This window comes from Hyphobacterium sp. (assembly GCF_043584775.1).
Classification (GTDB): domain Bacteria; phylum Pseudomonadota; class Alphaproteobacteria; order Caulobacterales; family Maricaulaceae; genus Hyphobacterium.
In genome coordinates this window covers 1,191,865-1,204,860 of sequence record NZ_CP121327.1, presented here as the reverse complement: position 1 = coordinate 1,204,860, position 12,996 = coordinate 1,191,865, and the positions used below count along the sequence as shown (strand labels likewise).

The following is a 12,996-nucleotide window of genomic DNA, read 5'->3' as shown; positions in this document are numbered from 1 at the left end:
AGTTTTCAGAAACTAACCCTCAGCGGCACTGACCGGCGGGAATATCCGCGCGAGCGGCCCCTCGCCCGGGATGGGCAGCAGGAGAATACGGCGCACCGGATTCCAGGCCGCACCGAGCAGAACCACAATCCCACCCAGCGTCAGCAGCGTGATCGCCACCACGGCCGGTGCTTCGAGACCGGATCCATTGACGATGACGCCAATGGAGATACCCGCGGTCAGCAAGCCCGAGACAATCAGCGCCCGGCGATTGATCAGGAGCGAGACCAGCGCGAACAGCGCAATCACGACCAGAGCCACAACGGCCAGCTGCATCGCATTGGCGCTGTTCGATGCCAACGCCGCCAGCAGGCTGAAGGCTTCCGGATCGACGAAATCCGCCTCATCCAGCGACCAGCCCACCTGCACCACATTCAGCACCGAGGTCAGAAGGATCGGCGCGGCAAAGAAATGCAGCCAGAAGGCCGTGCCTGACAACCGCGTCTCGCGCTGCGGGTCCCGGGCGTCAAAGATGATGCCGGCCAGAAGCAATGCGCCACCGATCGCGACATTGACCGCCGGCGACCAGACGCCGACCGTATAGGGATCTATCGTGAACAGCGTCAGCGCGGCCAGCGTGGCCAGTCCGACGCCCATCAGCCCGCCCGCAAAGGGAAGCCGGAAGCTGAAATAGAACATCGCCACCGGCAGCAAGGCGGCAATGCCGAAAACAATGCCTGCTATGCGAAGCGCAAAGGGAATGTTGGCGAGGACATAATCAACGGCCTCGCGCCCGAATTCCATGTCGTCCGGTGCATTCGCAAAGCGGCTTTCAAAATAGGCTTCATTGAGCCCGAGCCCTTGCGTTGCCAGTTGGATATAGGCCCAGGACAGCACGATCGTCACAGAAATGCCGAACGCGCCGCACAGCACAATGCCCGGCAGAATGCGGCGTTGATTGCCAACAAGCAGCGCCGAGAGGAACCAGACGATCACGGCGATACCGCCAATCATGCCCATCAGCGCCATCTGCCAGCGCAGACTTCCGGATTCGAGGCCAAGGTTCGACAGGACCTGCCCGGCACCGATGCCCAGCCCGCCCAGCAGGATCAGCACGCCGATCGTCGTGAAGATATCGTGGAAATTGTTCAGGAATGGCAGCATTTCGTCCGATGGACGCGCGCTGCTTGCAGACGGCGATGATACCGGCCGTTCAGTTGGTGCTTCAGACATCAAAACCTCCTCGGCAAAGCCCTTGCCGTCTTGATGCCCCCCAGCATGCATATGGATGCAAATTCGCTTCCCGGGCGAAAATGCACTCCGATTGGTACTAGATTATGGCAGCGTCGTCACCTGTCATCTAACTCTGCGTCATCCTCCGATTTATTCGGAGGATCTCATCAGATCATCCGGACAAGCCGGATGATGACGCTGGGTGCGCCTAGATCACACCCAATTCTTTCCCCACCTTCGTGAAGGCCGCAATGGCCCGGTCGATCTGTTCCGGCGTGTGGGCGGCGCTCATCTGGGTCCGGATGCGAGCCTTGCCCTTGGGCACGACCGGATAGAAGAAGCCGATCACATAGACGCCCTCTTCCATCAGGCGGTTGGCCATTTTCTGGCTCAGCGCCGCATCGCCCAGCATTACCGGAATGATTGGATGCTCCCCCGGCAACAGGTCGAAGCCGGCTTCTGTCATGCCCTTGCGGAAACGTTTGGCGTTCTCGAACAGACGCGCGCGCAGATCGTCGCCCTTGGCCACCATGTCCAGCGCTTTTAGCGAGGCCCCGGCAATGGAAGGCGCAAGAGAGTTCGAGAACAGGTAGGGCCGCGAGCGTTGACGCAGGAGGTCGATCACTTCCTTGCGCGCGGCGGTAAACCCGCCCATCGCGCCGCCCAGCGCCTTGCCGAGTGTGCCGGTGATGATGTCGACCCGGCCCATCACGCCGCAATGTTCCGGCGTGCCGCGCCCTTTCGCGCCCATAAAGCCATGCGCATGACAATCATCGACCATGACCAGAGCGCCATACTTGTCCGCCAGATCACAGATATCTTTCAGATTGGCGATATAGCCATCCATGGAGAAGACGCCGTCCGTCACGATCAGCTTGTGACGCGCGCCAGCCGCATCCGCCGCTTTCAGCTGGGTCTCCAGATCATCCATGTCGGAATTCGCATAGCGGAAACGCTTGGCCTTGCAGAGGCGAACGCCATCAATGATCGAAGCATGGTTCAGCGCATCCGAAATAATCGCGTCTTCGGCTTCCAGCAATGGCTCGAATACGCCGCCATTGGCATCAAAAGCCGCCGCATAGAGGATGGCGTCTTCCTGCCCCGTAAACTCGGCAATCGCCTTTTCCAGCTCGCGGTGAACCGTCTGGGTGCCGCAAATGAAGCGGACGGACGCCACCCCGAACCCGTATTCGTCCAATGCATCTTTCGCAGCCGAGATCAGCTCGGGACGATTCGCCAGCCCCAGATAATTATTGGCGCAGAAATTGATGACATGATCAGTTTCGCCATTTTGCTGCACATCGATTTCGGAGAATTGTTGCGACGCGATCACCCGCTCGCGCTTGAACAGGCCCTCCGCCTCGATCTCCTTCAGCGTTTCCTGGATGTGCGTAAAAAAGGCGTCGGACATGTCGGTCTCCATCGGGGTTTGCGCGACACATAGCCGGATGCCCGTTTCGGTTCAATCGTTTCGCCGCCGACAAACGGTCTGATTTCCTGCCGGTTTTCCTTGGCAGTGCCGATAAACTGGTTTTAGCTGTGGATCAGTGTTTCGCCGGGAGGGATCAGGGCGCGTTATTCGCCTTGAAGGATTGCATGGCCATGAAGCCAACGGATACCAGTGATCCGGAATATTTCCACAAAGTCGTCGATTGTCAGCATGCGTGCCCGGCCCATACGCCGGTGCCGGATTATATCCGCCTGATCGCGCAAGGCCGCTATACCGACGCCTATATGATGAACCGGCGCTCAAATGTCTTTCCGGGCATTCTCGGCCGGGTCTGTGACCGCCCTTGCGAGCCCGCCTGCCGGCGCACACGCGTCGAGGACGAGCCGGTGGCCATTTGCCGGCTGAAGCGCGTCGCCGCAGATCACCGCGACGAGGTCAAACACCTCATGCCGGAGGTCATGCCGGCCAATGGCAAGAAGATCGCACTGATCGGTGCCGGCCCTGCCTCGCTGACGGTCGCCAACGATCTCGCGCCTCTTGGGTATGATTGCACCATTTTCGAAGGGCTGGAAAAACCCGGCGGCCTGATGATTTCCAACATCCCCTCCTTCCGTCTGCCGGAAAAAGTGCTGGATGACGAAATCGGCTATATTCTCGACATGGGCGTCAAGCTGAAGACCGGCCACCGGATCGAGTCGATGAAAGCCCTGCTCGACGAGGACTATGACGCAGTCTTTGTTGGGTCCGGCGCGCCCAAGGGCAAGGATCTGGACATTCCCGGCCGCGAGGACGCCGCCGACAATATCCATATCGGCATTGAATGGCTGGAATCGGTCGCCTTTGATCATATCGAGGAGATCGGCAAGAAGGTGCTGATCATCGGCGTCGGCAATACCGCCATGGATTGCTGCCGGACCTCGCTGCGTCTCGGCGCAGACAGTGTGAAGGTCATGGCGCGCAAACCGCGCCAATTCTTCAAGGCCTCCCCATGGGAATTGAAGGATGCCGAGCACGAGAATATCGAGATCATCGTCAATCATTCGCCCAAGGCGTTCGTGACGGAAAACGGCAAGCTGACCGGCATGACCTTCGAGGTCATGGAGTATGATGTCGATGAGCGCGGCAAGATTACCGACACGCTCAAGACCGGCGAAGTCACCATCCCCTGCGACGATGTCATCCTCGCCATCGGTCAGGACAATGCCTTCCCCTGGATTGAACGCGATATCGGCATGGACTTCGACAAATGGGATACGCCGGTTGTCGACAAGACCACGTTTGAATCGACCCGCAAGGGCGTCTTTTTCGGTGGGGATGCCGCCTTTGGTCCGCTCAACATCATCTGGGCGGTCGAGCATGGCCACCAGGCCGCCATCTCGATCCACAAGCATTGCATGGGCGAGGACGTGAATGACCGCCTGCCGCGCGGGTTGAATCTGGAAACCGCCAAGATGGGGCCGAATGAATGGTCCTATTCCAACGACTATGATCCGGATGCCCGCAGCGACATGCCGGAAGTCGATCTCGCCGAGCGCTTCAAGACGCTGGATATCGAAGTCGAGCTGGGCTTCACGCCGGAGCAGATCAAGACCGAGGTGGAACGCTGTCTCAATTGCGATCTGCAGACCGTGTTTTCGGCACCCGCCTGCACCGAATGCGATGCCTGTATCGATATCTGTCCTGTCAATTGCCTGACGATTACCGCCAATGGCGAAGAGGCAGACCTGCGCACCCGGCTATCGGCCCCTGCCGACAATCTGGATCAGGCGCTTTTCGTGTCCGAAAGCCTGCCGAATACGGCCCGCGTCATGGTAAAGGATGAAGACCTTTGCCTGCATTGCGGTCTGTGTGCCGAGCGTTGCCCGACCGCCGCCTGGGACATGCAGAAATCCACCATCTTCCTGCCGCATGCCGATGACGAGCTTGCAGCAAGTGCCAGCCGGAGAGCGGCCGAATGAATGTTCAGACCCAACCCGATGCCGCCGGTTCAACCGAAGTGAAGGTCAACGACTTTGTCATCAAGATTGGCAATGTGAACGGCACCGGATCGGCGTCCGCCAACGGCCTGTTGATGAAGTCGATCTTCCGCATGGGCGTGCCCGTCGTCGGCAAGAACCTCTTCCCGTCGAATATTCAGGGCCTGCCCACCTGGTATGAAATCCGGGTCTCGAAAGACGGATGGACGGCCCGGTCCGGCAATGTCGATCTGATGGTCGCCATGAATCTGGAAAGCTATGAGCAGGACCTCAAGACCGTCTCGCCGGGCGGCGCCCTGCTCTACGATTCCACCTGGCCGCGCCCGAAACTGCATGGCCGCGAGGACATCACCGTCATCGGCGTCCCGCTGGCGAAGATGACGAATAGCGAATTCGCGAACGCCCGCACCCGCGTCCTGATGAAGAATATGGCCTATGTCGGCGCGGTCGCCGCCCTGACCGGCATCGATATGGATGTCATCCAGTCCCTGGTGGAAGACACCTTCAAGGCCAAGCCCAAGCTGATCGAGCCGAATATGAAGGCGCTGATGCTGGGCCATGACTACATCACCAACAATTATGACGCCCTGCCCTTGCGGGTGGAGCCGATGGACGAGACCAAGGACTGCATCCTGATCGAGGGCAATGACGCGGCCGCGCTGGGCTGCGTCTATGCCGGCGCGACCTTTGGCGCCTGGTATCCGATTACGCCCTCCACCTCGCTGATGGACGGTTTCAAGAACCATTGCCAGAAGCTGCGCGTCGATCCGGAAACCGGCAAGAACAACTACTGCATCATCCAGGCGGAAGACGAGCTGTCCGCCATCGGCATGGTCATCGGAGCCAACTGGAATGGCGCGCGTTCCTTCACGCCAACCTCCGGCCCCGGCATTTCCCTGATGAGCGAGTTCATCGGCTTTGCCTATTATGCCGAAGTGCCCGCCGTCCTGTTTGATATCCAGCGCGTCGGCCCGTCGACCGGCATGCCCACCCGCACCCAGCAGGGCGATATCCTGCTGGCCGCCTATGCCAGCCATGGCGATACCAAGCATATCGTCCTCTTCCCGGCCGATCCCAAGGAATGCTTCGAGCTTTCCGTCGATGCCTTCGATGCCGCCGAGCGCTATCAGACCCCCGTCTTCGTGCTCTCCGATCTCGATATCGGCATGAATGAGTGGATGGTCCCGCGCTTTGACTGGGATGACAGCCGCCAGCCGGATCGCGGCAAGGTGCTCAATGCGGCAGACCTCGAGAATATCGAGAAATTCTACCGCTATTTCGATTATGATGGCGACGGCATTCCCTATCGCACCATTCCGGGCGAACACCCCAAGGGCGCCTTCTTCACGCGCGGCTCCGGCCATAACAAGTTCGGCGGCTATACCGAGGATTCCGCAGCCTATCAGGAAGTCCTCGACCGGATTTTGCAAAAGTGGAAAAACGCGGCCGACCATTTGCCCGGCCCGGTCATCCAGAAGGCGGCCGAGCCGACCAAGCGCGCCATCCTGACCGTCGGCGGGTGTGATGCCGCCGTGCGCGAGGCCATCGCCCGCATGGCGCAGGACGGCCTGCATTTCGATTATCTGCGCGTAAAGGCCTTCCCCTTGCATTCGGATATCGAGGCCTTCATCGCCGAGCATGACACGGTCTTCGTAGTTGAACAAAACCGCGACGGCCAGTTGCGCCAGCTTCTCATCAACGAGACGGCGGCAGAGAAAAAACAGCTCATCCCAATTCTCGATTATTCCGGCATGCCGACTGATACCGGACTGATTGCGCGGATGATCACTGACCATTGTCAGGCGGAGGCGTAAGACATGACCTCGATCAAGAAACCGCTCGTCGACAAGCATCTCCGCAAGAACAAGCAGGGCCTGACCCAGCGCGATTACGAAGGCGTGGCCTCCACGCTCTGCGCCGGTTGTGGCCATGACTCCATCACGGCCGCCTTTGTGCGCGCCTTCCACGAACTGGATCTGGAACCGCACCGCGCCGCCAAGATTTCAGGCATTGGCTGTTCATCCAAGACCACCGCCTATTTCCTGGGCCAGTCGAGCGGCATCAATACGGTGCATGGCCGTATGCCGTCGGTGGCGACCGGCGCCGCGGCAGTCAATCCCGACCTCCACTATATCGGCGTGTCCGGCGACGGCGACTCGCTCTCCATTGGCCTCGGCCAGTTTGCGCACGCCATCCGCCGTAACCTCAACATGCTTTATGTCATCGAGAACAACGGCGTTTATGGCCTCACCAAGGGCCAGTTTTCGGCCTCGGCGGATATCGGCACCCGCGCCAAATATGGCGAGGTCAATGAACAGACCCCGATTGACCCGGTGCGGCTCGCCCTCACCCTGGGTGCCAGTTTTGTGGCGCGCAGCTTCTCCGGCGACAAGGAACAGCTCGTACCGCTGATCAAGGCCGGCCTCATGCATCGCGGCTTTGCCGTGATTGATGTCGTTAGCCCCTGCGTGACCTTCAACGACCACGCCGGCTCCACCAAATCCTACGCCCATACCTACAAATATTATCACCCGGTCATCCACGCCGATTTCGTACCGGAAGAAACCGAGATCACGGCGGACTACGCCGAAGGCGAGGCCATCACCATCCCCATGCACAATGGCGGCGATGTGGTCCTGCGCAAAACCGACAAGAGCCATGATCCGCGCGACCGCGATGCGGCCTTCGACCTGCTGAAGAATCTGGAAGGATCAGAAATCCCGACCGGCCTCATCTATATCGATGAAAGCCGCCCCGACATGGGCGAGATGAACCACATTCCGGACACGCCGCTGAACGCGATTGACCATTCCAAACTCTGCCCGGGATCGGCCAAGCTCAAAGAGCTGATGGACGGGTATGCTTAGGCAACCCGATGAAACGTAATGAGCTTCCAGCCATTGGCGACCGTGACGCGATCAAGAAATTTGTGACTGAATTTTCAGCATATTCCGTTTTTGGGTCATTTGAGAAAGTTGCCGAAATAGCAACGCACAAACCACGAAAGACGTTCAACGAGGTTCGAGCTGAGCTGTTTTTCTACTATAGAGCTAATAATCACCTCGGCGTTGGTTTTGATAGCGTTTTAGATGCCTACGAAGAGCTATACCCTTATTTGACTGCGCTTTGCGACTAAACACTCGGCAGATCCAGCCCCTGCGCGCGCGCGCAATCCTTCGCGATGTCATAACCCGCATCGGCATGGCGCATGACGCCGGTGCCGGGGTCGTTCCACAACACGCGCTCGATCCGCGCCGCGGCTTCAGGCGTGCCGTCACAGCAGATCACCTGGCCGGAATGCAGGGAATAGCCCATGCCCACCCCGCCGCCATGGTGGAGCGAGACCCAGGTCGCGCCCGACGCCGTATTCAGCAGCGCATTCAGCAGCGGCCAGTCCGCGACCGCGTCCGAACCATCCATCATCGCTTCGGTTTCGCGATTGGGCGAAGCCACAGAGCCGGAGTCGAGATGATCGCGGCCGATCACCACCGGCGCGGACAGCTCGCCGCTGGCAACCATCTCATTGAAGGCGAGGCCGAGCTTGTCGCGTTGGCCCAGCCCGACCCAGCAAATCCGCGCGGGCAGACCCTGGAAGGCAATGCGTTCCTTCGCCATATCGAGCCATTGGTGCAGGTGCGGATCATCCGGGATCAGCTCTTTGACCTTAGCGTCAGTCCTGTAGATGTCCTCAGGATCGCCCGACAGCGCCGCCCATCGGAACGGCCCAACGCCCCGGCAAAAGAGCGGACGGATATAGGCCGGCACAAAGCCGGGAAAATCGAACGCATGTTCTACACCAACATCCAGCGCCATTTGACGGATATTATTACCATAATCAAATGTCGGAATGCCCATTTCGTGGAAAGCCAGCATGGCTTTCACCTGCTCGGCCATGGAGGCTTTTGCCGCTTTGGACACTGCATCCGGATCGGTTTCGCGCTTGCTCTCCCACTCCTCCAGCGTCCATCCTGCCGGCAGATATCCATTCACCGGATCATGCGCGCTGGTCTGGTCGGTGACCACATCCGGCCGGATACCGCGCTTCACCATTTCCGGGAAAATCTCGGCCGCATTGCCCAGCAGGCCAACAGATACCGCGCGCCCTTCCTTGTGCGCGGTCTCGATAATCGTAATGGCCTCATCCAGCGTATCGGCACGCTCATCCAGATAGCGCGTGCGCAGACGCATTTCGATCCGCGAGGGCTGGCATTCCACGGCGAGCATGGACGCACCGGCCATGGTTGCAGCCAGCGGCTGGGCCCCGCCCATACCGCCGAGGCCCCCCGTCAGGATCCACTTGCCCTTCAGATCCCCTCCGAAATGCTGGCGTCCGACCTCTGCAAACGTCTCATACGTGCCCTGCACAATGCCCTGGCTGCCGATATAGATCCATGATCCGGCCGTCATCTGGCCGTACATCATCAGACCCTTCTTATCGAGCTCGCGGAAATGCTCCCATGTCGCCCAGGCCGGCACCAGATTGGAGTTGGCGATCAGCACACGCGGCGCATCCGCATGGGTCTTGAACACGCCCACCGGCTTGCCCGACTGTACCAAAAGGGTTTCATCATCTTCCATCCGCTTGAGCGTCGAGACGATCCGGTCAAAGCTCTCCCAGTCGCGGGCCGCCCGGCCAATACCGCCATAAACGACCAGCTCTTCGGGCTTTTCCGCTACGTCAGGGTCGAGATTATTCATCAGCATCCGCAAGGGCGCTTCGGTCAGCCAGGATTTCGCATCCAGCTCCGGGCCGGTTTTCGCGCGAATGGTGCGGGCATTATCGAGGCGGCGTCCGGACATCAGTCATGCTCCCAGTGCAGGTGTTCGGCTGCGGCCAGCGCAGCAGAGAGTATATCTTTCAAGAGGGGCTGCAGCTTTGCCGCAGCTTCCTCGTCATAGCGTACAGCGGCCTCGTCCATATAGGCCCGCTGCGCCAGCTCCATTTGCAAGGCATGGAGATTATGGCGCGGCACACCGAAGGTGCGGGTGATCCAGCCCCCTTTGAAGCGGCCATTCGCAACGGTCTCATACTCATCCTGATCCAGCATCACCTGCATCACCGCACGGGCAATCGCCGTATCGCAGGTCTCGCCGTCATTGGTGCCAAGGTTCAGAACGGGCAGCTCACCGTCAAACAGGCGCGGCACGTTCGAGGCGATGGAATGCGCATCATACAGGACCGCATAGCCATGGATGGCGCGAATACGGGCAATCTGCTCGCTCAATTCCTGGTGATAGGGATCGAAATAGGTCGCGCGGCGCTGCTCGATTTCCGCTTCGTCTGGCTCGTCGCCTTCATACACCGGCGCGCCATCGAACAATTCGGTCGGCACCAGGCCGGTCGTCGCCTGACCGGGGTAGAGCGACTGGCCCGATGGATCACGGTTCAGATCGATCACCATGCGCGACACATTTGCTTTCAGGATGGTCGCATCCAGATCCGCTGCAAAGGCATAGAGCCGGTCCACGAACCAGTCCGTATCCGGCAATTTGCGCGCCGCCGGCGTCATCCGGATGAGAGTATCTTCCGGCACATTCGTCCCGGCATGCGGGATATTGATGATCAGCGGGCTCTGCCCCTCACGCAGCGCAAACAGATCTGCCATTACACGGCTCCCGGAAGATCGCAGATATCCGCCAACACGCCCTGCCCGATCATTTCCGTCGCGCGCGCAATATCCGGCGCAAAGAAGCGGTCATCCTCCAGCATGGCAATTTCGGCCCGCAGCTTGCCCTTGGCCGTTTCCAGCAATTCGGAAGAGGTCATGGGCGCATGAAAATCCATGCCTTGTGTGGCGGTCAGCCATTCCAGCGCAACGATGGCCTCCAGATTGGCCGTCATATCCATCAGGCGGCGCGCGCCATGCGCGGCCATGGACACATGATCTTCCTGATTGGCGGAAGTCGGGATGGAATCCACGCTGCACGGCGTAGCGCGTTGCTTGTTCTCGCTGACCAGCGCCGCAGCCGTCACCTGCGGAATCATGAAGCCGGAATTGAGCCCCGGTGCCGGCGACAGGAAGGCGGGCAGGCCAGAGAGGTTCGGATCCACCAGCATCGCCTGACGCCGTTCCGACATCGAGCCGATCTCGCAAATGGCCAGCGCAATCATGTCGGCAGCGAACGCGACAGGCTCGGCATGGAAATTCCCGCCCGAAATCGCATCCGGACCCTCCGGGAATATCAGCGGATTATCCGTGACGGCATTGGCCTCGGTCGACAGCGTTGCAGCCGCCTGACGCAAAACGCCGAGCGCCGCCCCCATCACTTGCGGCTGACAGCGCAGGCAATACGGGTCCTGCACCTTGGAACAATTGATATGCGACTCATTGATCTGGCTGCCCGCCAGGAGCGCGCGATAGGCCGCCGCGGCATCAATCTGCCCCTGATGGCCCCGGCAGTCGTGAATGCGCGCATCGAAGGGCGACATCGAGCCCTGGGCGGCATCCACACTCATCGCGCCGGTGATCAGAGCTGATTTGAATGCCTGCTCGGCATCAAACAGTCCGGCCAGCGCATAGGCGGTTGAAAACTGCGTACCATTCAGCAGGGCGAGGCCTTCCTTGGGGCCGAGTTCGAGCGGTGAAAGCCCGATTTTTGCCAGCCCGTCCGCCGCAGTCATTGTCTGATCACCGACCCGGACGTCCCCGACGCCGATCAGAGCCGCCGCCAGCTGCGAAAGCGGGGCAAGGTCACCCGAGGCACCAACAGAGCCCTGAGACGGTATGACGGGCGTCAGATCGGCTTTCAGCATGGTTTCGAGGGCCGCGATGACCTCCCAACGCACGCCCGACACGCCGCGTCCCAGCGACGACATCTTCAGAGCCATCATCAGCCGGACGATTTTCGCCGGCATGGGCGCGCCGACACCGGCGGCGTGCGACAGAACCAGACGCTTTTGAAGCTCGGCCAGCTCGTCATTCGCAATCCGGCTCTGCGCCAGCTTGCCGAAACCGGTATTCACACCATAGACCGCGCGCCCGGACGCCAGCAATTCCTGAACCGCTTCTGCGCCCCGCGCCACATCGCCCTTGCAACCGCGATCAAGGCTGACATCTGCCCCGCGATAGATTGAACGCCAGTCAGAGAGCGTCATCGCGCCCGGTCGAAGCGTTACCGTCATGCCCAGTCTCCGGATAGTATACGCCCGTGAAGCGGACGCGCGCCGATCCATTGGATCAATTGCGCCAGATTGTCGACATCCCAGACGGCCAGATCACACCTCTTGCCGACCTCGATCGTGCCTATCTCGTTTTGCAGTCCAAGCGCGCGGGCACCCTCTCGCGTAATGCCCGCCAGCGCTTCCTCAACCGTCATCCCGAAAAGCGTGCAGCCCATATTGGCAATCGTCAGCAGGGAAAGCACAGGCGATGAGCCCGGATTGGCATCTGTCGCCAGCGCCATCGGGACACCCGCCTTGCGCAGCGCCTCCATGGGCGGTTTTTGCGTTTCGCCCAGCATATAGAAGGCTCCGGGCAACAGGACGGCAACGGTTCCGGCCCTGGCCATGGCGGCTACGCCCGCTGCGGACGTGTATTCCAGATGGTCTGCGCTCAACGCGCCGAACTCGGCCGCGAGCGCTGCGCCATCTGAATCGCTGAACTGGTCGGCATGCAGCTTGATTTGCAGGCCCGCTTCACGAGCCGCTTCAAACACGCGGCGCGTCTGTTCCGGCGTGAAAGCGATCTTTTCGCAATAGGCATCGACCGCATCGGCGAGGCCCTCGCGCGCCGCTTCCCGGATCAGGGGCAGGCAGATGTCATCGATATAGCCATCGGCGCGGCGGGCATATTCAGGCGGGATGGCATGGGCCGCCAAGAGGGTGGATTGCACCCGCAAGCCCGTCACCAGACCCAGGCTGCGAATGGCCTTGAGCATATTCAGTTCGGACTCGAAGTTTAATCCATAACCCGTTTTAATTTCGACAGTTCCAAGCCCTTCCTGAATCAGTGGATCAAGCCGCGGCAAGGTGGCGGCGGCAAGGTCCGCCGCACCTGAATGGCGAACGGCCTCCACCGTTGCCGCAATCCCGCCACCGGATTTCGCAATCGCTTCATAGCTCTCGCCATTGAGGCGGCGCTCGAATTCGCCAGACCGGTCACCCGCAAAGACAAGATGCGTATGGCAATCCACAAGAGCCGGCGTCACCCACCGCCCCTCAAGGTCGGTTTGATCATCGCATTCCGGCGCGTCGTTCGATTGCCCGACCCAGACAATGCGACCGTCGCGGACCGCCAGCGCACCATCCTTGATCGCGCCATAGGGCACATCGCCAGCCATTGTGGCCAGCCGGGCGTTCGTGAATGTGCGATCGACGCGCATATGCTCTCCCCAACTCGTCGAGAATCCCTACACTAG

Annotated in this window: 10 protein-coding genes; 4 read left to right on the top strand and 6 right to left on the bottom strand. The window is 60.2% G+C overall.

Annotated features, from left to right (window positions below; all coding sequences use genetic code 11):
* Nucleotides 1–12 precede the first annotated feature (12 nt).
* Nucleotides 13–1,212 carry a hypothetical protein gene (locus P0D52_RS05910; protein ID WP_394694499.1) on the bottom strand — a complete coding sequence of 400 codons (1,200 nt, stop codon included), beginning with the start codon at nt 1,210–1,212 and terminating at the stop codon, nt 13–15.
* Between the two features lie 208 nt (nt 1,213–1,420).
* Nucleotides 1,421–2,623: a glycine C-acetyltransferase gene (locus tag P0D52_RS05905; RefSeq protein WP_394694498.1), complete on the bottom strand. Its 1,203-nt coding sequence runs from the start codon at nt 2,621–2,623 to the stop codon at nt 1,421–1,423.
* 191 nt (nt 2,624–2,814) lie between these two features.
* Between P0D52_RS05905 and P0D52_RS05900 the strand changes: the two genes are divergently transcribed.
* Genes P0D52_RS05900 through P0D52_RS05885 form a run of 4 tightly spaced genes read left to right on the top strand, consistent with a single transcriptional unit; the run spans nt 2,815 to nt 7,774 of the window.
* Complete coding sequence (locus tag P0D52_RS05900) at nt 2,815–4,620, top strand: FAD-dependent oxidoreductase (protein ID WP_394694766.1); 1,806 nt, start codon at nt 2,815–2,817, stop codon at nt 4,618–4,620.
* Nucleotides 4,617–6,452, top strand: coding sequence for a 2-oxoacid:acceptor oxidoreductase subunit alpha (locus P0D52_RS05895; RefSeq protein WP_394694497.1), 1,836 nt, complete (start codon nt 4,617–4,619; stop codon nt 6,450–6,452). The genes P0D52_RS05900 and P0D52_RS05895 overlap by 4 nt, the downstream gene beginning before the upstream one ends.
* A 3-nt stretch (nt 6,453–6,455) precedes the next feature.
* Nucleotides 6,456–7,505 carry a 2-oxoacid:ferredoxin oxidoreductase subunit beta gene (locus tag P0D52_RS05890; RefSeq protein ID WP_394694496.1) on the top strand — a complete coding sequence of 350 codons (1,050 nt, stop codon included), beginning with the start codon at nt 6,456–6,458 and terminating at the stop codon, nt 7,503–7,505.
* Between the two features lie 8 nt (nt 7,506–7,513).
* Nucleotides 7,514–7,774 (top strand): hypothetical protein, encoded by a 261-nt coding sequence (locus P0D52_RS05885; RefSeq protein ID WP_394694495.1) that lies wholly within the window; start codon nt 7,514–7,516, stop codon nt 7,772–7,774.
* On the opposite strand, the gene hutU is transcribed toward P0D52_RS05885, so the two are convergent.
* The 4 genes from hutU to hutI are packed head-to-tail and all read right to left on the bottom strand — an operon-like array spanning nt 7,771 to nt 12,960.
* Nucleotides 7,771–9,438, bottom strand: a complete 1,668-nt coding sequence (hutU, locus tag P0D52_RS05880; protein WP_394694494.1) for a urocanate hydratase — start codon at nt 9,436–9,438, stop codon at nt 7,771–7,773. The genes P0D52_RS05885 and hutU overlap by 4 nt on opposite strands.
* Nucleotides 9,438–10,244, bottom strand: coding sequence for an N-formylglutamate deformylase (gene hutG / locus P0D52_RS05875; protein WP_394694493.1), 807 nt, complete (start codon nt 10,242–10,244; stop codon nt 9,438–9,440). The genes hutU and hutG overlap by 1 nt, the downstream gene beginning before the upstream one ends.
* The gene (hutH, locus tag P0D52_RS05870; RefSeq protein WP_394694492.1) at nt 10,244–11,761 is read right to left on the bottom strand and encodes a histidine ammonia-lyase; all 1,518 of its coding nucleotides are present in this window, start codon (nt 11,759–11,761) and stop codon (nt 10,244–10,246) included. Before hutH ends, hutG begins: the two co-directional genes overlap by 1 nt.
* Nucleotides 11,758–12,960, bottom strand: a complete 1,203-nt coding sequence (gene hutI / locus P0D52_RS05865) for an imidazolonepropionase (RefSeq protein ID WP_394694491.1) — start codon at nt 12,958–12,960, stop codon at nt 11,758–11,760. Before hutI ends, hutH begins: the two co-directional genes overlap by 4 nt.
* Nucleotides 12,961–12,996 lie beyond the last annotated feature (36 nt).

What these genes read in the sequence shown, in the direction of transcription:
- P0D52_RS05895 (WP_394694497.1), top strand. Translation starts at nt 4,617, where the DNA reads ATGAATGTTCAGACCCAACCCGATGCCGCCGGTTCAACCGAAGTGAAG.
- P0D52_RS05905 (WP_394694498.1), bottom strand. Translation starts at nt 2,623, where the DNA reads ATGTCCGACGCCTTTTTTACGCACATCCAGGAAACGCTGAAGGAGATC.
- hutI (WP_394694491.1), bottom strand. Translation starts at nt 12,960, where the DNA reads ATGCGCGTCGATCGCACATTCACGAACGCCCGGCTGGCCACAATGGCT.
- hutU (WP_394694494.1), bottom strand. Translation starts at nt 9,438, where the DNA reads ATGTCCGGACGCCGCCTCGATAATGCCCGCACCATTCGCGCGAAAACC.
- P0D52_RS05900 (WP_394694766.1), top strand. Translation starts at nt 2,815, where the DNA reads ATGAAGCCAACGGATACCAGTGATCCGGAATATTTCCACAAAGTCGTC.
- hutG (WP_394694493.1), bottom strand. Translation starts at nt 10,244, where the DNA reads ATGGCAGATCTGTTTGCGCTGCGTGAGGGGCAGAGCCCGCTGATCATC.
- hutH (WP_394694492.1), bottom strand. Translation starts at nt 11,761, where the DNA reads ATGACGGTAACGCTTCGACCGGGCGCGATGACGCTCTCTGACTGGCGT.
- P0D52_RS05885 (WP_394694495.1), top strand. Translation starts at nt 7,514, where the DNA reads ATGAAACGTAATGAGCTTCCAGCCATTGGCGACCGTGACGCGATCAAG.
- P0D52_RS05910 (WP_394694499.1), bottom strand. Translation starts at nt 1,212, where the DNA reads ATGTCTGAAGCACCAACTGAACGGCCGGTATCATCGCCGTCTGCAAGC.
- P0D52_RS05890 (WP_394694496.1), top strand. Translation starts at nt 6,456, where the DNA reads ATGACCTCGATCAAGAAACCGCTCGTCGACAAGCATCTCCGCAAGAAC.